This window comes from Microcoleus vaginatus FACHB-2002 (assembly GCF_040004035.1).
In the GTDB taxonomy this organism is placed as follows: Bacteria; Cyanobacteriota; Cyanobacteriia; order Cyanobacteriales; family Microcoleaceae; genus Microcoleus; species Microcoleus vaginatus_C.
The window spans coordinates 167,481-188,522 of record NZ_JAMPLN010000008.1 but is presented as its reverse complement, the minus strand read 5'-3'; the positions used below and the strand labels follow the sequence as shown (position 1 = coordinate 188,522).

Annotated in this window: 11 protein-coding genes; 2 read left to right on the top strand and 9 right to left on the bottom strand. The window is 43.4% G+C overall.

Annotation, left to right across the window (positions count from 1 at the left end):
- Positions 1-236 precede the first annotated feature (236 nt).
- Complete coding sequence (locus NDI35_RS10025; protein WP_445312606.1) at positions 237-1,475, top strand: hybrid sensor histidine kinase/response regulator; 1,239 nt, start codon at positions 237-239, stop codon at positions 1,473-1,475.
- 313 nt (positions 1,476-1,788) lie between these two features.
- Here the strand turns inward: NDI35_RS10025 and NDI35_RS10020 are convergent, their stop codons facing one another.
- Complete coding sequence (locus NDI35_RS10020; RefSeq protein ID WP_445312605.1) at positions 1,789-1,941, bottom strand: hypothetical protein; 153 nt, start codon at positions 1,939-1,941, stop codon at positions 1,789-1,791.
- A 197-nt stretch (positions 1,942-2,138) separates the two neighbouring features.
- Here NDI35_RS10020 and NDI35_RS10015 point away from each other — a divergent pair, with 197 nt between their 5' ends.
- On the top strand, positions 2,139-7,160 hold the full coding sequence (locus tag NDI35_RS10015) for a PAS domain S-box protein (RefSeq protein ID WP_445312604.1): 5,022 nt from the start codon (positions 2,139-2,141) through the stop codon (positions 7,158-7,160).
- A gap of 378 nt (positions 7,161-7,538) precedes the next feature.
- Here NDI35_RS10015 and NDI35_RS10010 read toward each other — a convergent pair whose 3' ends face one another.
- The 8 genes from NDI35_RS10010 to NDI35_RS09975 all read right to left on the bottom strand — a co-directional run bounded on the left by NDI35_RS10010 (position 7,539) and on the right by NDI35_RS09975 (position 20,566).
- Positions 7,539-9,200 carry a diguanylate cyclase domain-containing protein gene (locus NDI35_RS10010; protein ID WP_445312603.1) on the bottom strand — a complete coding sequence of 554 codons (1,662 nt, stop codon included), beginning with the start codon at positions 9,198-9,200 and terminating at the stop codon, positions 7,539-7,541.
- 132 nt (positions 9,201-9,332) lie between these two features.
- Positions 9,333-9,785 carry a response regulator gene (locus NDI35_RS10005; protein WP_445312602.1) on the bottom strand — a complete coding sequence of 151 codons (453 nt, stop codon included), beginning with the start codon at positions 9,783-9,785 and terminating at the stop codon, positions 9,333-9,335.
- Positions 9,782-9,952 carry a hypothetical protein gene (locus NDI35_RS10000; protein WP_445312601.1) on the bottom strand — a complete coding sequence of 57 codons (171 nt, stop codon included), beginning with the start codon at positions 9,950-9,952 and terminating at the stop codon, positions 9,782-9,784. The genes NDI35_RS10005 and NDI35_RS10000 overlap by 4 nt, the downstream gene beginning before the upstream one ends.
- Positions 9,953-10,271: 319 nt before the next feature.
- Positions 10,272-12,179, bottom strand: coding sequence for a PAS domain S-box protein (locus NDI35_RS09995; RefSeq protein WP_445312600.1), 1,908 nt, complete (start codon positions 12,177-12,179; stop codon positions 10,272-10,274).
- Positions 12,180-14,120, bottom strand: a complete 1,941-nt coding sequence (locus NDI35_RS09990) for a response regulator (RefSeq protein ID WP_445312599.1) — start codon at positions 14,118-14,120, stop codon at positions 12,180-12,182.
- Positions 14,121-14,413: 293 nt separating this feature from the next.
- Positions 14,414-17,569: a PAS domain S-box protein gene (locus NDI35_RS09985; RefSeq protein WP_445312598.1), complete on the bottom strand. Its 3,156-nt coding sequence runs from the start codon at positions 17,567-17,569 to the stop codon at positions 14,414-14,416.
- Entirely contained in the window at positions 17,559-17,963 is a 405-nt protein-coding gene (locus NDI35_RS09980) for a response regulator (RefSeq protein ID WP_445312597.1), read from the bottom strand. Before NDI35_RS09980 ends, NDI35_RS09985 begins: the two co-directional genes overlap by 11 nt.
- A 59-nt stretch (positions 17,964-18,022) precedes the next feature.
- Entirely contained in the window at positions 18,023-20,566 is a 2,544-nt protein-coding gene (locus NDI35_RS09975) for a CBS domain-containing protein (RefSeq protein WP_445312596.1), read from the bottom strand.
- Between the last annotated feature and the right edge of the window lie 476 nt (positions 20,567-21,042).

The following is a 21,042-nucleotide window of genomic DNA, read 5'->3' as shown; positions in this document are numbered from 1 at the left end:
ACAGACAACTCAAAATCTGTTAAATCTCGCGCCCAGAGTACGATTCTCAATCAGGTGTTCTGGCTTCCCGCGAAGCGACAACTTAATTTGCTTGGGCGGCCCGGACTCGCAGCCGGCTCCTCAAAGGGTTATTGCAAATAGAAGCATCTAGGAATCAACCGAGTTTCTAGAGCCGCAGAAAATTCATTGAATCCGATTGAACGTCACAACCCACAACTCAAAAATCAAAAATTTGAATGTTTCCCTTGAATATGAACGATAAGAATTCCGAAAGAAGCATCATACTAATTGTCGATGACAACCAAACAAATCTTGACGTACTTTTCGAGTTGTTAAGGAATTACGGGTTTAAAGTATTAGTGGCTCTAGACGGCGAAAGTGCGATCGAGCAAATTGACTACATCCATCCAGACTTGATTCTTTTGGATATCATGATGCCAGGAATTGACGGTTTTGAAACTTGCCGACGTTTGAAAGCAGACCCTTCAACGCAAGATATTCCCATCATCTTCATGAGCGCCCTTTCCGATACGCCTGATAAAGTAAAAGGCTTTCAGACAGGAGCAGTTGACTACATCACTAAGCCTTTCCAGCACGAAGAAGTTTTGAGCCGGATTCAAACCCACTTGACAATCCGCAGCTTGCAAAAAAAACTCGAAGAAAAAAACCTCGAACTTGCCCACCTCAACCAAAACCTGGAAAGACTTGTTGAACAAAAAACCAAGCAATTAATAAACCAGGAAAAAACAGCCATCATCGGACGTTTGACTCAGGGCATGGTTCACAACCTCAAAAGTCCCCTGCAAGTGATCCAGACTAGCGTCGATTTGATTGAAACAAAAGCCACACAAATTCAAGAAGACTCTCTGTTTAATTATACTAAGTATATTTTTCAAGCTGTCACAAAAATCAATCAGATCATGGATACTCTGATGATGAAAAGCCGAAACGAGCAAAAGCAAGATTTGCACCCGGTGAATATCAATGATTTAGTGCAGCGAGAAATTCAGCTATTGGAAGGCAACCTGTATTTTAAAAATAAGATTAGAAAAAAATACTTTTATGACGAAGAAATTGCTAGTATTCCCTTAATTTATTCCTATATTTCTCAAGTATTTTATAATTTAATTAATAATGCAATGGATGCTATGTGGGAAAAGAAAAGCAGAGAAATAACTATCGTGACTCGGCAAGACGACTCGAACATATACATGGATATTGCAGATACGGGATGCGGCATATCATCTGAAGATTTGCCAAAACTTTTTGACCCTTTTTACACATCCAAGCCGCCTAAAGGCGAGGAAAAAACCGAAGGGGAACCGACAGGCACTGGCCTAGGACTTTATACTTGTATTGAACTTTTAAAACCTTTTAACGGTGAGATTGCTATTAGCAGCAATGTCGGTCAAGGCAGCGTGTTTACAGTTGTGCTGCCCAAACCGCAAAAAAATTGCTCGACTCAACTGAATTAAATTGTGTCCGGGTAGACAACCGTAATTAAGTTGTAATTAGGTTTGTAGTAAGCAATGCAAGTCTTGCTTCGTCATCAAGAGATGACTTGCATTTCTCAATACAAATAGGGGCTAATTGCGGGTCATTAACCGAACACAATCTCAGCTCGTATTTTGTAAATCAACGGTAATTCTCGTAGCTTAGTAGTAATACCATTTTGAAAAAATAATGCCACTTTAGGCAAGCTTTAAATCGCTATTTAAAATCTAAAGTTTCAAAGGCTATCAGCAATGGAAATTCTGATTACTCCGCGCTCTTTTGACTTGCCTCTTGCTATTCCCCTGCCAAAGGTTGTAAATTAAAATAGAGTTGAGTTGCAATATTGGTAAGAGTATGATAGTTTTGGCCCACTAGGTTTGGGGCGAGGCGGAAAGCTTGCAGCGAACAACTCAATTCTATAAATAAATCTGCGGGGTCTGCAAGCACACAGCCCACTCTCAAGCGTGTGGTTCAAGTTCCGCAATCATCAGCTAGGTAGCTGCATCCGCTGCTGAGATTTTATAATTACTAAAAAATAGCAAAAGGATAGCAGTAAAAAAAAATGCCAGTCTACGCAAGAAGCAAACTGCGATAGTCATCAGTCATTCCAAATCTCCAATCTCAAATATAAAATATAAAATGGTATGACATCTGTGTTTGAGTCAACTTTAACGCCTGGTTTAAAAATTCTTTTAGTAGAAGATTGTGCCGAAGATGCAGAACTTATTCAAGAACTGCTGTCTGACTCCCAACTAGGACAATCAATTGATGTCACAAATGTAGTCCGCCTCCGGGAAGCTATAGAAATTTTAAGCGACAAAATTTTTGATGTAATTTTATTAGATCTTTCACTTCCTGACAGCCTAAAATTTAATACTTTTTTCCGACTTCAAGATTGCGGTATAAATACTCCGATCGTCATTCTGACAGCGGCCGATGACGAAGAACTGGCTGTCGAGTTAATTGCCGCCGGCGCCCAAGATTATCTGGTGAAAAGACAGGTAGACAGCCGGCTGCTGGTGCGGACGCTTAGGTGCGCGATCGCCCGCCAGAAACGGCAAGCAGAATGGCAAAAAAGTCAAGAAAAATACCAGCAGGTTGTTGGCAATATCAAAGAAGTCGTTTTTGAAACAAATACGGCTGGCAATTGGACTTTTCTCAATCCGGCTTGGACGGAAATTACCGGATTTACCGTTGATGAAAGCTTAGGAACTTCCTGTTTGAGTTACATTCATTCTGAGGATCAACACCAATATTTAAATTCGTTTAGAGGTCGGAGACCAAATCAACAAATATCCTGTTGTTACCAAAGTCGATATGTTACCAAAAATGGAAAAATTCGGTGGGTAGAAGTGCAAGAATTTTTTATTTTTGGCGGTAACGGCGAGGCGCAGGGGACTACAGGAACTATCAATGATATTACAGATAAGATTTTGGCACTTTCCGAACTAGAAGCTAGTAAAAAGTTTTTGAATTATACAATCGATGCAGTTGCCGACCCACTTTTTGTCAAGGATGAACAGCACCGCTGGATACTGTTAAATGATGCTTTTTGCAAGCTGATCGGGAAGCAGCGCGAGGAACTGCTGGGCAAATCGGATTATGACTTTTTCCCAAAACAAGAAGCTGAGATTTTTTGGCATACTGACCAACAAGTGTTTAGGACGGGGAAAGAAAACGAGAGTGAGGAAATATTTACGGATGTCAACGGTACAAAGCACATTCTGTCTACTAAAAAAACTGTCTTTGAAAATACTGATGGCAGTAAAATTCTCGTCGGGATAATTCGAGATATCACTGAGGATAGGCGCAAACAATTAGCGCAGCAAGAAAGCGAAGCTAGACTGCGGCAACTTGCTGCCAATTTACCGGGAATAATTTATCAATTTCGTCTCTCAACCGACGGCAAAAAAAGTTTTCCTTATATTTCGTCTGGCAGCCGCGATTTATATGAATTGGAACCAGAAACTATTCAGCAGAATGCTCAATTACTTTTTGATTTTATTCATCCAGATGACCGTCAAAAATTTGAAGAATCTATTGCTGTTTCTGTGGCAAATATGCAGCCATGGCAGCAGGAATGGCGCACCATTGTACCGTCAGGAAAACTTAAGTGGATGCAAGGCGGTGCGTCGAGACCGGAACGAGTTGATTGTCCCACAGAAATAGGGCAGGAAGGGGATATAGTTTGGGAAGGCATGGTGCTGGATATTACTGATTTAAAACAGGCAGAGGCAGCTTTGCGGGAGAGTGAAGCTAGATTTCGATCGCTCGTTGAGAATATCCCCGGCGCTATCTGCCGCAGCTTGTATGATGCTGAGTGGACGATGGTATTTATTAGTGATGAAATTGAGGTCATTAGCGGGTATCCTGCTGGGGATTTTATTGGCAACAACGGCTTGAGTTTTGCCAGCATTGTCCACGAGGCAGACAAGGAAATGGTCGATCGACAAATCAGCGCAGCAGTAGAGTCGAAACAGCCGTACAATCTAGAATACCGGATTGTTCGCGATGACGGGACGGTGCGGTGGATGTCGGAAAGAGGTAGGCCAACTTACAATCTAGAAGGGCTTGTTTTGTGGCTCGACAGAGCGATTTTTGATATTACCGATCGCAAACAAGCCGAAATGACTCTGTGCCTGGTAACTCAAGCTGTAGACAGCGCTAGTGATGCGATCGCGATCGCAGATTTGGACGGTTATTCCGTTTATCACAATCAAGCATTTATTCAGCGCTACGGCTATACAGTTGAAGAACTAAATAATGCCGGTGGTCCAGCAGTAATGTACCCCAAATCTCAAGATTTGAGAAAGTTATTTAGGGTGCTGCGGAAAGGTTTTTCTTGGGAAAGTGAAATTGAAATTAAGAGTAAAAATGGCAATATTATAGAAACTTTCTTGCGAGCTAACTGCATTAAAGATAGCGCTAGTCAACCGATAGGAATGATAGCCATAATTGCCGACCTCACAGAAATAAAACGCACCGAATCGGCATTAAAACTCAGTCAAGAGCGATTGCAGTTGGCGGTTTCAGGCAGCTCTTTGGGGCTGTGGGATTGGAATATAGCTACTGGCGAAACTTATTTCGACTTTTATTGGAAATCAATGCTAGGCTATGCAGAAACCGAAATTGAAAATAACCTCAAAGGTTGGGAAAGTTTGGTGCATCCCGAAGACCGAGTGAAGGTAATGGAATGTTTAAATGCTTATTTGGAAGGTGAGACTGATATCTATGAATTTGAATTTCGGATGCTCAACAAAGCGGGCAATTGGCAGTGGATTTTGGCGATGGGCAAGGTAGTCGAGTACGACGAATGGGGTGCGCCGTTGCGGATAACAGGCACTCACAAAGATATCAGTGCCCGCGTTGCAGCCGAAGCCGAAAAAACTCAGTTGATCGCATCTTTGCAACAACTTGCCGAACAGTTGCAAGCAGCGCAAAAAATAGCCCGCATCGGCAATTGGGAATTCGATATGGAGGCAGGAATTATTACTTGGTCGGAAGAACTGTTTCGAGTTTACGGGCGAGAATTGAATCGGCCGCCCACAATGGAAGAACTTTTAGAGCAAATTCATCCCGATGACAAAGAAAGGTTTTCACAAGTTGTACAAAACGCAGTGACTGAAGGAACAGCTTACGATATCGACCACCGCATCTATTTTTCATCAGGAGAAATCAGGCACGTCAACTGTAAAGGACAAGCTATTAAAAATGAGTTGGATCAGGTGGTGCGGCTGTTTGGCACGGCAATGGACATTAGCCATCGCAAAAAAGCAGAAATTGCTTTACAAGAAAGCGAACAGCGATTTCGCGCTGTATTTGAACAAGCGGCAATTGGCATTGTTAAAGTGTGGCCAGACGGTCAATTCTTGAATGCAAATCAAGGGTTTTGCAATATTGTCGGATACTCAGAATTTGAGCTGAAATCACGAAATGTTGGGGATATTTCTCACCCCGAAGATGTAGCAGCCGATGTCGAGTCGCGCGACAGACTGTTAGCTGGGGAAATTTTTAATTATTCCCTTGAAAAACGCTTTATTCGCAAAGATGGTTCATTTGTTTGGACTAATATGACTGTATCTTTAGTGCGGGAGGGGTTTGGGGAACCTAGCTATGTAATTGGTGTGATTGAAGATATTAGCACTCGCAAACTTGCCGAGGCTATATTGCGCCAGCAATTAAAGCGAGAACGCCTGGTGGTAGGAATGCTGGAACGCATTCGCTCTTCTCTCAATTTAGAAGAAATTTTGACAAAAACTGTTGCTGAAGTACGGCAATTTTTACAAACAGACCGGACAGTGATTTATCAGTTTAATCCCGATTGGAGCGGTTTTATAACTGTCGAGTCTGTAGGCGAAAATTGGCTACCTATTCAGGGAATAACTATTAAAGATCCATGCTTGGAAGACAGCTCGGCTTCTGCTTACGAAAACGGTCGCCCTCTAGCTGTCGATGATATTTACCAAGCTGATCTTTCCGAGTGTTACATTAATTTATTAAGTCAATTTCAGGTGCGAGCTAATTTGGTAGTGCCAGTTTTGCAAGGCGAGAAGTTGTGGGGGCTATTGATTGCTCACGAGTGCGCGGGCCCCCGTCACTGGCTGGAAATTGAGGTCGAGTGTCTCAAACAAATTAGCGTGCAGTTGGCGATCGCAATCCAGCAATCAATGCTGTTTGAGCAAGCACAAAGTGAAATTGCCGATCGCAAACAAGCCGAGTCAGCTTTGCAGGAATCGGAAGCGCGAGAACGTTCAAAAGCGTTAGAGTTAGAAGCAGCTATTAACAAACTCCGAACGACTCAAGCTCAGCTCGTTCAAAATGAAAAAATGGTGAGCTTGGGTCAGTTAGTTGCTGGTGTTGCTCACGAAATTAATAACCCTGTTAGCTTTATTCACGGCAATCTCAATCCGGCTCGCAATTACACTTTAGATTTGCTGGAATTGATTAAAGTTTACCAGCATTACTGTCCTAATCCTCCAGCCCAAGTCTTGGATAAAATTAATCACATAGACTTGGATTATATTGCTGAGGATTTCCCGAAATTGTTTAATTCGATGCAAGTAGGAACCGAGCGAATTGTCGAGATCGTGAAATCGTTGCGTAACTTTTCCCGATTGGACGAGTCCGCTGGGAAGTTGGTTAACATTCACGAGGGAATTGATAGCACTTTGATGATTTTGCAAAATCGGTTAAAATCTCACAGCAGTTATGGAGAAATTCAGATAGTTAAAGATTACCAACTCTTGCCACAAATTGAATGTTTTCCTGGCGAGTTGAATCAGGTATTTATGAATATTTTAATTAATGCGATCGATGCTTTGGAAGAACGGGACAAGCAGCGTTCGATCGAGGAGTGCGATCGACATCCAAGCACGATCGCTATTCGCAGTTATCAGGCTGGTGCGGGCTTCGTAGCAGTATCGATTGCGGACAACGGGCGAGGGATACCGGAGTCCGTGCGATCGAGGCTGTTTGACCCGTTTTTCACGACTAAACCTGTGGGCAAGGGTACGGGTTTGGGATTGTCGATTTCTCACTCAATTATCGTCGATCGCCACGGCGGCAGATTGAGCTGTATTTCGACACCGGGCGAGGGAGCAGAGTTTGTGATTGAAATTCCAGTGCGGCCGAATTTAACAGGTAGAAATTCAAATTTGGGGCAATAAATTAGCAATTGGTAGTTGGAAATTGGGAAGCGTAAATGGGTAATATATCACATCTTGCACCATTCTCAATAACAGGCTTTCCGGCCTGTTCCACAAAGAGTGAATTTTCTCGCTTCACAGGCCGAAAAGCCTGTTCCTAAAAAAGTAATTGAGAAGGGTGCAACATCTCAGTAAGATCAAATACCGTAACATCGGAATTATACCCTGCAAGAGAGCATTATCTTAGCTCCGGGTCACTCGATCGCATCCCGCTCGCACTGCCATCGGAAAATTATTATTCCAATGCAAAGGTCAACAATATGAGTTATGAGTTATGAATTATGAGTAAAAAATTAAACACGATATTACTAATTATAATTTACTAATTACCTTGAATTATTACATAAAAATCGGAGAAGATTCCGAGTTACTGCTGGCGTGACAAATGCGATTTTTGCCTTCGGTTTTGGCTTGAAAAAGGGCGCTGTCAGCGCTGCGAATTAGGGTGTGGGGAGATTCCTGGGCAGAAGGAATCGCTGTCGCAATGCCGCAACTGAGGGTAACGTAGGGGCCGATCGACGATCGCGCGTGGGGCAGTTTCAAGCTGGCGATGCCGTCGCAAATTTTCCGGGCGACAGCGTTTGCCCCTTCAGCGCTAGTGTTGGGCAGCACGAGGGCAAATTCTTCGCCACCGTAGCGGGCAGTCAAATCCCCAGCCCGCTTGGTGGCGATGGCGATCGCCCCGGCAACTTGGCGCAAACAATCGTCCCCGCCGAGGTGTCCATAAAACTCGTTGTAAAGTTTAAAAAAGTCGATGTCCAACATAATTAAAGACAGCGACAGTTTCTCTCTTGCCAATCTGCGCCACTCTAAGTTCAAAACCCGATCAAACTGGCGGCGATTGGCAATGCCAGTCAGTCCGTCAGTAGTTGCCAGTTGCTGCAATTTTTGATTGGCTATTGCTAGCTTGCGGTAAAGTTGAGATTGTTCGATCGCGATCGCCACTTGATTTGCCAAGTGCTGTAAAAAATCTATTTCCCACTGCTGCCATTCCCTGACACCGCTGCAATTGTAGGCTGTCAGCATTCCCCACAAACTATTGCCATTTTCTGCGATCGAATCCGGCAAATTTTTATCCTGCGCCTGCGGGTTGCCACTCGCCTGCTGCCAGATATAATTTTCTGCTGCATCTTGATTTTTCTCGACTTCCCAAACAGTGGCTTCTTGTGTTTCTTTGGCCGTTTCCCAGTCGCCTGATTGCCAAATTGGCACGCTGATAACTGCTGCAATTTCACAATCTGCCAGCAATTCTTTGCAACTGCCAGCCAAGGGGGCAGTGTTGACATCTGCTATTGCTTGTACCGACTGGGATTCGACTAAAACAAAGCATGACACCGCTAAAGCAGCACTAATATTTTGGTTTTCAATATAACCTTCTGGCAAACCGTCACCGGCGACGATCGCACCTTTTTGCTCTTCCCCGTCCAATTGAGACACCCAATCCTGACAGCGATAAATTAAAACGCGGTCTGTTTGGAGAAATTGGCGCACTTCTGCAACGGTACTTTGGAGAATGCTTGCCGGATCTATTGACGATCGAATATGTTCTATCATTTTGCCCAACAGCCGCTCTCGAAGAGCCTGCTGCCGCAATTGTTCTTCGATTTGCTGGCGTTCGATCGCGTAATGGATTGCCCGCACCAGCAGAGTTCTGTGAAATCTTCCCTTTACCAAACAATCTTGAGCGCCCCAGCGCAATACCGACCGGGCTATATTTTCATCGCTGATATCTGTCAGCACCACAATTGGCAATGTGGGCCATCGCCCTTTCAAAACTGCGATCGCCTCGCTTCCCCTCAAGCTATCTGACACTGACAAATCTAATAGTACGGCGTCAAACTTGTCTACTTCCAGACGCCCAACTCCTATCTCCAGAGACTTAACAGTTTGGAGAAGAAATAGAGACTCGCTGAATGACCCTAGAAGGTCTTCGATCATTGTCGGATCTCCGAGGTCATCCTCAACCAACAAAATTTTCAGACAGTGGTTACGTGTTAACACAACTATAGCGTTCGGAGCGGGTCGAAGGCAACTTTTTTGTTTTGAGAGCGATACTTGCTTGCGATCGGCAAATATTTCGGCTTATCAAATTCACTATACACTCAAACTATCGATTTAACGCTCAATTAAAGTTTACATATCCGGCGGGAGTGAAACGATTTCAAACCAATACTCACATAAAGTCTTCATTACTTCAAGCAATCCTTCAAAAGTGACTGGTTTGGATATGAAAGAATTGGCTCCCAAGCGGTAGCAAAGCAAGATATCTCCTCTGCGGTGGGAAGTTGTGAGCATTACAACCGGAATTTGTTGCAAATGGGGGTCCGCTCTGATCAAAGTTAATGTTTCTCGTCCGTCCAGCCTCGGCATATTCAGATCCAAAAGTATCAAGTCTGGCTGGTGCCAATTGCTGCTACCAAGATATTGACCACGACGGTACAAGTAGTCTAGCACTTGTTCTCCATTTTCCACAAATTCGCTCGTAATTGCTAACCGAACTTCTCGCAGTGCTTCCTCCATCAAAAAGCGCGTATCCTCGTCATCGTTTGCTATTAAAAGAGTAAATTTTTTCTTTTTATAATTCACCGCTTTGCCTCACTACGAACGTCTTTTGTGAGGTTGCGCGACTTTGAGCCGTGTCGGAGTAGCTGCAAAGCATCTCTTACCATCATCCGGTAAATCTGGCTAAGAACACTGACATTGTGTTGCAGCAATTTACCGTTTTTCTCAATTTGCAAAGGTTTGCGAATCATGCTTGTTTCACTTGGCAGTCTGTCCGAGAACCGACAAACAGCAAACACATCACAAATCCTTCTCCACGAACTACTAGGGAAACTATTGCATCCCAAAGCAAGATGCTCTGGATACAGTCGAAAAAAATTAACAAGTCTTGCGCGCACCGCTGATGTATAAGTTGTATAAGGATAGAGCTAATAGATTTATATTGATAGATTTTTAGCTCGATGTCATCAGTGAATATGCTACACTTTATCAGCCTTTTTGTAAAGAAAAGATAAAGATATTAAAAGCTTAAGTAAAGGAGTGGTGAATGCTTCAGGCGGACTGCTGACTTCACTTTGATATAGGAATAGAAAAATAAAAAGTCGAGCCTCGATTGGGTTCTGATTCTACCCAAATGCTGCCGCCGTGCCGATCGACAATTCTTTGACAAATAGCTAAACCGATACCAGTTCCCGAATACTGTTTTTGGGTGTGCAAGCGCTGAAAAATCTGAAAAATTCGCGGATGGTACTGTGAGGCAATCCCAATACCATTATCCTGCACTGAAAACACCCAGCTATCCCCCTGACGCAAAGCGTCCACCTGCACCACTGGCGCTTCACTGCTGCGGTACTTAATGGCGTTACCAATTAAATTTTGAAACAGTTGCAGCAGTTGAAAACTGTCACCTTTTACCCTTGGCAAGTTCCCCCTAGTAACTGAAGCTTGATTCTCGCGGATGGCCAAATGCAAATTAGCACAAGCATCCTCAAAAACCCGATTGCAATCTATCATCTCAAAAGGTTTCTGACTGCGACCGACCCGCGAATACTCCAGCAAGTCATCAATTAGCGCCTGCATCCGCTCGCAAGAATTAACAATATTGCGGATAAATTTATTCCCTTGGGCATCAAGTTGGTTGGGAAAGCGTTTTTCTAAGAGTTGAGCGTAGCCGGCAATCGTGCTCAAAGGCGCTTGCAAATCGTGAGAAGCGACGTAAGCAAACTGTTCTAGTTCGGCATTAGAACGAGTTAATTCTTGAGCGTAGCGGGTTTGAGTGTCTAAACTCGCTTGCAGCAATTCTTGTACCAGTTTGCGTTCGGAAATATCCTCGATCGCACAAATCAAATACTGCAGCGTCCCCTTGACATCGCGCATTGCCGAAACAGTAACATTTGCCCAGCGGACTTCCTCATCTTTGCATAGCAAACGCTTTTCCACAGAAAAAGTTTGAATCTTCCCGGATAACAGTGAGCGCAGGTATTCTCTGTCAGCTTCTCTGTCATCTGGGTGAGTAATTGCCTCCCAATTTTGCTGTAATAATTCGGATTGTGCATAGCGGACAATTTGACAAAAGCCGGGATTTACCCGTATAAATTTACCGCAAAGCGCGGTTTTAGCTATGCCGACTGCCGCTTGCTCGAATATCGCGCGGAAGCGTTCTTCGCTGTCTCGTAGGGCAATTTCTGCTCGTTTGCGCTCGGTAATGTTACGAAATGTTACTGCCAGACCATCGTTTAATTTCACAGCCACAATGTGCAGCCAAACAATAGTATCTCGCTCCTGTTCGTAATAAAATTCTTGGTCTACAGTTTCTCCTGTTTCTACTACAGAAACATACAAATCAAATAACCCGTTATTGCTAACTTTGGAAACTTTGGCTAACAAATTCTTGCCAACTATGTCATTTAATAGCAGACCATAAAATTTTTCAGCGGCAGGGTTGATCAAGAGCCACTGGAAATCTACAATATTTCCCTCACTGTTGCGGACAGCAGAATAAGCCACCACACAGTCTAATGAACTATTTAATATGCTAGAAAGCAGCGACTGTGACTGTTGCAGTTGATAATTTTGTTCTTTTAATTGCTGTTGAAGTTTTTGCAAGCGGACTTGCTTGTCGATGCGCGCTAAAACTTCTTCTACTTGAAATGGTTTAGTAATATAGTCAGCGCCTCCTACTCTAAAAGCTTGTAACTTATCGTTCATTTCATCTAATACGCTTAAAAATATCACCGGAATTTGTTCGGTTTCAGGTGTCGCTTTCAGTCTCCGACAAACTTCATAACCGTTCATTTCCGGCATTCTAATGTCGAGTAAAATTAAATCCGGGCAATGGCTGAGCGCAACATTCAACGCCAGTTGACCGCAAATAGCTCGGTAAACTTGATACCCCTGGGATGTTAGCAGTTTGGATAAGAACCGCAGATTGCTTGGTTGGTCATCAACAACCAATACTTTAATTTCGCTATTATCCATTTATTTTAAACTCGATTGAGTTAAATCCATTATCTTGTCGAGTCGGTAATCGGCAAGCAAATCTTTTAAAGCCTCAGCTAAAGTTGGATGACTTTCCCAGATGCGATCGACAAGTTGAATCGCCAGCTCTTCATTAACATCATTAGCTGCGTCGTAGAGTTCCCGCACCCAGCTTTGAGGCATCTGAGCCAGTAGCGCTCCGAAAAATGAATCGGGTTTTTCGTTCACACAATAACGCCGTAAAGCCCCGACTGGGAGCCGGGGCAACTCTTGATAAAGATAGCGGACTCCCAAGTAGCAAGCCATCTTATCAAAGAGCATTTGTTCTTGAAAAGGTTTCCGCACAAAATCGTCGCAACCTGCGGTGATAATTTCGCCTTTTTTTTCCTCAAAAGTGCTAGCAGTCAGAGCAATAATTACAGTTCGCCACTGAGTTTGTTTCTCTTTAGCTCTAATTTGTCGGACAGCTTCAAAACCGTCCATTACTGGCATTCGCGTATCCAGCCAAATTAAATGAGGCTGCCAACTTTCCCAAAGTTCAACCGCTTGGTAGCCATTTTCCGCTTCTCGGACTTCAAAACCAATTGGTTGCAACATTTTAACCAGCAGCAGCCGATTTTCTTGATTATCGTCAACTGCTAAAATCCGATAAACCGGTTGATCTGCTTCTAGTCCGATCACCCGCTGCAATGTCGCCACTGTTATTTCAGACGAAATAGCGGCAAATACTCTGATATTAAATTTAAAACTGGTTCCCTCACCTAAAACACTTTTTACCCAAATATCCCCACCCATTATTTGCACGTATTTTTTAGTAATTGTCAAACCCAAGCCCGTACCATCAGCCGCTTTTCTCCCCGCTTGTGTTTGCACGAAAGCATCAAATAAAGTATCAATTTCTGCTGTTGCTATGCCAATTCCCGTGTCTTCAACTTCAAACAAAATTAACAACGGTTCGACTGAGGTAGAGTTAGGATGACTTGCCGATTCTGCAGGTGGTGGCTGGTTGCTTTCCACGCTCACGCGCAGCCAAATACGGCCCCCGTCGGGAGTAAATTTCATGGCATTTCCCAGCAGGTTAATTAAGCAGACGCGCAGCTTATTTTCGTCAGTTTTTATATATTGGGGAACATTTGCCTGGACGAAAAATCTCAGTTGCATTTTTTTTGTTTCAGCTTTAATTTGAAACATTTCTTCGAGAGTGTCGAGGAGTTGATAAAGGTCAAAGCTGCGTTCATCTAAGCCAATTATTCCTGCTTCTATTTTCGACAAGTCTAAAACATCGTTAATTAGTTCCAGCAAATGTTGACCGCTGCGGTTAATAATTCGGAGATTTTCGAGATTTTCGTGGCTGAGCAAAGAGTCGCGACTCATGACTTGGGTAAAACCCAGGATGGCGTTCAGGGGAGTCCGCAATTCGTGGCTCATGTTGGCAACGAATTGACTTTTTGCGAGCGATGCAGCGGCCGCTGCTTCTTCGGCTTTTTTGCGTTCTATTATTTCTTCTTGCAGTTCTTTATTGCGATTGAGCAATTGTTTTTTCAGTCTCTGGATAGTCAGTTGGTGCTCGATTCGCGCTAAAACTTCTGCTACATGAAACGGTTTTGTGACATAATCTACTCCTCCAACTTGAAAGGCGGTTACTTTGTCCAATACTTCATCTAAAGCGCTGATAAAAATAACGGGAATTTCTGATGTCTTAGGATCTTCCTTGAGCTGTGTGCAGACTTCGTAGCCGTCCATTTCCGGCATTTTGATGTCGAGCAAAATTAAATCGGGAGAACCAGAGCGCGCGGCTCTGATTGCCATTTTTCCGTTAATTACGCCGCGGACTTTGTAGCCCCGATCGGCCAGCGTTGCTGATAAAACTTGCAAATTTTCTGGAGTATCGTCAACAATTAATATGTTGCCTTTATTTTCTTCTATTTGATTTTGGGTCATTGATCGCTATTTTTTGTTAATTTAAGAATTGTTGAAATTATGAAAACTGGTTAAATGCTAATTATAGCACTTTCTCCTCAATGAACTCCTTTTATATTTACAGAACTTATCCTAGTGAAAATTTGAGATATGAGATTTGAGATTAAATAATTGAAAATGACTGATGATTACCAGGGTGTGGAGCTTGGCTACAAGTAAATTAGCCGATCGCCCGCAGGCGAGTTTACAAATAGGCGAGCGACCTACATCATCCATAATCCTGAACCTGCCCCTATCCTTTCTTTTTTCATCCTTCAACAATTTCTAAACTCCTCAATCAAATCAATAATCCGATCACATCGGAAGTTATTCGCCAAATCGGCGATCGCGCTGCGGAAACTCGCATTAATAGGAGGAATCGACAACAGCCGAAAAATCTCCTCGTTATCAACCGCATCCGCCGCAGAATACAATTTATCAACCCATTCAGCAGGCATACCTTCCAAAAATGAAGTATTGAGCGTAAAAGCCAAATCAGCCGTTTCAGTTGCCGTGGAAACCTCGGCGGACACCGCAGCATCAGAACTTAGCGAAGCTTCTCGATCATAAACATAGCGAACTCCCAGATACTTAGCCATCTTTTCCAGAATCACTTGCTCCCGAAAAGGCTTCGCTACAAAATCATCGCAACCAGCAGACAAAATCAGCGATCGCTCCTCATCAAAAGCACTTGCAGTCAGAGCAATAATCACCGTTGCTTGACCTTTCAAATGCGCTTTAATCTGTTTAGTAGCTTCGTAACCGTCCATCACCGGCATCCGCATATCCATCCAAATCAAATGAGGTTCCCAACTCGACCACATTTCCACAGCTTGAACGCCATTTTCAGCGTCCCGCACCGCAAAGCCAAGGGATGTCAGCATTCTGACCAACAGCAAGCGGCTTTCGAGGCGATCGTCAACAGCTAAAATCCGGTATTCTGGCTGTCCGGGTTCGAGACCCACCACTCGGCGAGCTGTTTGAGCTACCTGAATTTCCACTGCATTAGGGAGCGAAACTTTAACATCAAATCTAAAAATACTGCCGCGGCCGAGGGTGCTTGTTACCGTCATCTTCCCTCCCATTAACTGAACGAACTGCTTGCTGATGGGCAAGCCTAAACCGGTTCCTTCTTGAGCTTTTTTCCCGCTTTCTGTTTGCGCGAAAGGTTTAAACAAATCCTCCATTTCTTCCGCAGAAATTCCTAATCCTGTGTCTTCCACTTCAAATAGCAAATAGCAATTATAACTTGGCGAAATCTCAGGGTTATTTTTATTTTTTATCAGCTCATGTTTGAGTCTCAAATTAACACCCCCTTCCGCAGTAAATTTAATAGCATTGCCGACGACATTTATCAATACTTGTCGCAACTTGCTTTCGTCACTTTCTATATATTGAGGTAGATCGGGGGGGCAATCAAAAATTAACTGCAACCCTTTTTTTTCGGCTTGCAGTTTCAGCATATTTTCAGTATTTTTTAGCATTTTGTGCAAGTCGAAGGTGCTGTTATTAAGTGTCACCAGCCCGACTTCAATTTTTGACATTTGCAGAATATTGTTGATCAGAACGAGTAAATGTTCTCCGCTCTGGGTAATAATTCCTAAGTATTGCTGTTGGTCGGCACCGAGGTCTGGGTCGCGGGCTAGCAGTTGGCTGAAACCGAGAATTGCGTTGAGGGGAGTTCGCAATTCGTGGCTCATATTCGAGAGAAATTCGCTTTTTGCCCTGTTCGCTCTGTCGGCTTCTTCTTTGGCTTTTTGCAGGACTATTTCAGCTTGTTTGCGTTCGGTAATATCGCTAGCAGTGCCTGTGGTGCCGATGATGTTTCCTTCAGCGTCCATGCGCGCGATCGCCTTGGTATTTACATCAATCTTCCTGCCGTCTTTTCCTAATACTATATTTTCGTACTGAAACACAGTTTTTCCCGTCAGCAAGCGCTGCTGAAGTTCCCATTTCCAGTCTATTTCTCCTGGGGCCAAGAAATCGCTAAAAGTACATCCTAGCATTTCTTCAGGCTCATAACCGTAGATTTGTTTAACTGCTTGGTTCACAAAAGTAATGTGTCCTTCAGCATTGCAAGACCAGATAATATCTTGGGAAGTTTCAACTAAATGACGGTATTTTTCTTCGTTCTCTGCAAGGCCTATTTCTGCCAGCTTGCGTGGAGTAATGTCCATCAAAGTTGTAAATAGTTTTGTCACTTTACCTTGTTGGTTGACAACTACTTCTCCTCTGGCTTCGATGTAGCGGATGAAGCCTGCTTCACTTATTTGGGACGGGGAATTATCGGCAGCAATTTTCGCTTCCGGTCGCAGAATTCGATATTCCAAACTGTAAGATTGCCCGCTAGCAATAGCAGTGTCGATCGTTGTTTGCCACTTTTGTCGATCGTCCGGATGCACGTATTGCGAAAACTCAGTTAGTGTTGGCGCAGGTTGGGTTGGATCGAGCCCAAAAATCCGAGATAACTCTTCCGACCAAGTAGTTGTGTTGGCAGAGAAATCGCATTCCCAATTACCGACACGGGCGATTCTTTGGGCTGCTGCTAAAGAAGCCGCTACAGCTCGGAGTTTTTCTTCGGCTAATTTGCGATCGCTAATATCTTGAATCACAGAAATCACGCAAGTTTCGCCATGAATGTCAATGATTTCTGCTGACAGCAGCCCGGTTCTGAGTTCCCCGGTTTTAGTGCGAAAATCAAATTCGTAGTTGAGAATAATTTGTTTTTCATCTAACATTTTAAACAACTCGGTGCGGGCTTGTATATTTTCCCAAAGATTCAAATCAAGCGCCGTGCGATCGAGGATTTCTGCGGCTGAATAACCGATTGTCTGGCAAAAAGCCTCATTAATTTCTAAATAACGACCGTCATTAAGTCTAGTAATAGCAATCGCGTTGGGAGAAGAACGAAAAGCTTTAGCAAACTTTTCCTCAGACAAGCGCAGTTGTGCAGTCCGCTTCTCAACTAAAGTTTCCAATTCTTGATTCAGCTTTTGGAGTTGAGCATTTTTTTCCGCTAATTGCTTCTCCCTAAAATAACTGTTGATCGCTTCTTTTACCGTCAACTTCAAATCTTCGGACTGCCAAGGCTTCGATATGTAGCGGTACAATTTAGCATATTTAATAGTATTCGCCACTGCTTCTAGGTCTGCTTGTCCCGTCAGCATAATTTTGATAGTTTTTGGCGACATTCTGTGAATCTGCTTCAGCAATTCGTCCCCTTTGATATTCGGCATCAGATAGTCGGAAATCACTGCTACGATTTCGCAGCCCTCTGCCAGCAATTCCTCAATTAACTCTAAAGCATCTTCGCCGCCTTCAGCGGTTTCTAATAAGTGTTCTTCCCCCAGGGTTTTTTTTAACTCAATTTTCAAACTTTCAAGAATTATCGGTTCATCATCCACACAAATAATCACAGGTTTATTGTTCATTTTTTGCCAAACCCGATTTTATAGTTTCTACTAATTCTTTACGATCCCACGGCTTGTACAAACAGCGGTGCAAGTTTGCTTGCTCTTTCACCCGTGCTATTGCTACTTCGTCGGCTTGTCCGGTCAGCATGACTTTCACAATTTTAGGATATTTTTGGTGAACCCGAATTAAAAATTCATCTCCTTTAATCCCTGGCATTAACCAGTCAGATACTATGACCAAAATATCACTTTCCTCTTCTTCTTGAATTTCATCCATAATTTCCAGAGCTTCATCTGCATTTTCTGCTACTTCATAGAGGTAAGCATCCCCAAATTCTTTTTTAAGTTGAATTTTTAAACTATTTAATACCACAACTTCATCGTCAACGCACAGAATTACTGGTTTAGGCATAAAACTTTACTTCTATTAATTTTTAAAACTTGGGCTTTCCCCTCTTTCTTAAATTGCTATCAAGGAATTTCTAGAGGCAAGGATATAGTAAATTTTGTTTGACCAGGCACGCTTTCTACTTGCAGTTCACCTTGGTGTTTTTCGAGAATTTTTTGAACTATATCTAATCCCAAACCACTGCCTTCCCCTGGAGGTTTAGTTGTGAAAAACGGCTCAAAAATTCTCGGCATAATTTCTGGGGGAATGCCGGGGCCACTGTCGGTAATACTGACTGATATTACGTCCGCTTGGTGTTTGACATCAATTTTTAACACTCCTTTGTTGCCCATCGCTTGTAAAGCATTGTGAACCAAATTTGTCCAAACTTGATTGAGTTCATCAGGATAGCATAGCACAGGAGGCAAATTAGTACCATAGTTTCTGACTACTTCCACACCGTGTTTGATTTGGTAGTGGTAAAGCGTTAAAACAGTATCAATACCCTCGGTAATATTAGCGATTACTTTGGAACCTGACTGGTCGTAACGAGAGTAGCTTTTCAAAGCAAAAACGATTTTTGCTGCCCTATCTGTAGCAGTAGCAATATTTTTAGTGCTTTTTTGTACCGTAGCAAATTGGTAGGCAGTTTGTACAATATTTCGACTTTGGCTGTCTTTCAACAAAGGTAAAAAAGGTTCTACATTATTGCCGATGCCGATATCTAATAAAGTACAGGCAAGACTGGCGGCGTCGTCAATGTTTTCTGATTCTAATTGCCCCTGCAAAAGTTTCTTTAACTGACGTTTTTCTTTACTAGATAATGTATCTGTTTCTTGACTGGACTTGTGTAGCAAAGCAAAGAAATCCTGTCGCCGTTCCGGGGATAGTTGTTGAAAAAATATCGGCAACTGCTGCAATTGTTCGGTCCAGAAGTCGGCAATGTTCTGCACAGAAGAGCGAATCGCCCCTAAAGGAGAATTGATTTCATGAGCAACTCCGGCAATTAACTGTCCGAGGGCTGCCATTTTTTCTGATTGAATGAGTTCTTTTTGAGTCCGCTTCAGTTCTTCTAAAGCATGAGATAATTCTGCATTTTTTTGGCACAGCGCTGACTCGGCTATTTTGCGGGCGTTGATGTTGCGGGCTACCCAAATGACTGCATCTTTTGAGAACAGAGAAATGCAAGCGGAAAACCAAATTTCGCGAGCACAAACTGTTAAGCTGTAGTCAAAATTGAGAGTTTGTTGTGTTTCTAACACTTGCTGAACTAACAGCCACCAATCATCCGGGTTGTTATCCTCAAAAAAATGTTCTATAGTCAAGCTGACTATATCACAATCAGGCTCAGAAGCCGCTGCCACATTCGTTGGCAAAACTTCTATGTTCCGCTGACTGTCTAGCACGAGAACGATGTCGGTCATCGCTTCAAAAACGGCGCGGACTTTCCTTTCAGAAAAGTGCAATTTTTCTTCTAGCAATTTTCTACTGCTAATTTGTTGCTGCAATTCTTCGTTACTGGCTGCTAGTTGAACCGTGCGGTCTAGAACTCGCTGTTCGAGTTCGGTGTTGAGGCGGCGAACTTCAGCTTCAGCGGTGGTGCGGTCTTGTATTTCCTTTTTTAACTGACTGTTGGCATTAATTAATTCTAAAGTTCGCTGTTTGATTTGTTCTTCCAAATTATCATTTAAAATTCGCAATCTTTCCTCGACTTCTGTTCTCCGCAATGCTTCTTTTTGCAATTCTTCGTTCATTTTGTTCAACTCCTGAATTTTGTCGGCAACTGTTTCCTGCAAAAGCTCGACATTTGCGTGCATTTCTACCGGATCTAAGGCCTGCAGCAGGCTAATTTCAGTCACAATTCCGGCTAAATATCCTTCTTCGTCCACCACCACCAAGCGCCGGATGCCGTGCTGCTGCATTAACTGGTGAGCCTGCCACAAGGTGGCTTTTACCTGCAACTGTATCAGCGGGAAACTCATGGCGGCGGTGACGGGAGTACGTGCGAAATCTAGTCCAGAAGCTTGGAATTTAACAATGTCGCGTTCTGTAATTATGCCCACAGGTTTCTGATTTTTGTTATCGCTGTCAGTGCAAATGACTATGCAGCTTTTCCGCTGGGTTCTCATCTGTTTTGCGACTTCTAAAACTGAGGCGCTGCTTGAGGTAACTATTAATTGTGTAGTCATAATTTCTTCGGCGCGCCACATTTTCAGCAAGTCTGCCGGTTTGAGGATTTGACGGATGCTTTCGCAGGTGATAGCGCCTAGCAAGTTGCCACCTTCGTCTAGGAGGGGTAAATGACGGATTCTTTTCGATCGCAATATGCTCAATACCTTGAAGATATTCCCCGCTTGATCGAGGGAAATGGCGAGCGGGTTTTCAGTCATCACCTCAGAAATTGCTACCCCTGCTAGCGGTATTTCGCTAGCCGTTATTTTCACAACATCGCGCTCTGTAAAAATTCCGAGCAATTGCTGCTCAAACGCGATTAAAATACAACTGGCACTCGCCTCAGTCATGGCAGCAATTGCGACTTTCAAGGGTGTGTCTGGAGGTAGCACCGGCGGTTTGGGGTCGATCGCCTGTTCTAGCAATCTTTGGGTATCAGAAACTGTTGTTGACATGGGCAAATCAAGGGGGATAGATGCAGGCGGAACCGGCACTTAATACCATTTTAGATTTCAGATTTTACAGTCGCGGTACGCTAACCGCAATCCAGGTTTGACATCGGTCTAAAGTTGCATTTTTAGTCGCGCATTGGTATGATTTTTAGTGCGCTCGCGCTAAAGGGCGATCGGAATTAACACCATACACGTCCTTTGAGCGATAACTGATGTTACTTCTATTTTACCCGAATGTTTTTCCACACTTTTTTAAAAAAATCTCCCGTCCCCACCCGCTGCCTTCGTCGGCGGGTTTTGTGGTAAAGAACCGATCAAATATTCGTGGTAAAATTCCCAGGTAATTCAGTTGCCACTGACGAACTGGCTCTGATTTTCTGCTCTCACCTCTACTTTTAAAACTCGGCAATTCTTTATCGCTTGTCAACCATTGTGCATCATATTTATAGGAACTTGTTTGAGTTCGTCTGGCTCAGACA

Excerpts from the sequence above, each read along its gene's own strand:
- NDI35_RS09990 (WP_445312599.1), bottom strand. The coding sequence starts at position 14,120 with ATGACCCAAAATCAAATAGAAGAAAATAAAGGCAACATATTAATTGTT.
- NDI35_RS09980 (WP_445312597.1), bottom strand. The coding sequence starts at position 17,963 with ATGCCTAAACCAGTAATTCTGTGCGTTGACGATGAAGTTGTGGTATTA.
- NDI35_RS10000 (WP_445312601.1), bottom strand. The coding sequence starts at position 9,952 with ATGATTCGCAAACCTTTGCAAATTGAGAAAAACGGTAAATTGCTGCAA.
- NDI35_RS10025 (WP_445312606.1), top strand. The coding sequence starts at position 237 with ATGTTTCCCTTGAATATGAACGATAAGAATTCCGAAAGAAGCATCATA.
- NDI35_RS10015 (WP_445312604.1), top strand. The coding sequence starts at position 2,139 with ATGACATCTGTGTTTGAGTCAACTTTAACGCCTGGTTTAAAAATTCTT.
- NDI35_RS09985 (WP_445312598.1), bottom strand. The coding sequence starts at position 17,569 with ATGAACAATAAACCTGTGATTATTTGTGTGGATGATGAACCGATAATT.
- NDI35_RS09975 (WP_445312596.1), bottom strand. The coding sequence starts at position 20,566 with ATGTCAACAACAGTTTCTGATACCCAAAGATTGCTAGAACAGGCGATC.
- NDI35_RS09995 (WP_445312600.1), bottom strand. The coding sequence starts at position 12,179 with ATGGATAATAGCGAAATTAAAGTATTGGTTGTTGATGACCAACCAAGC.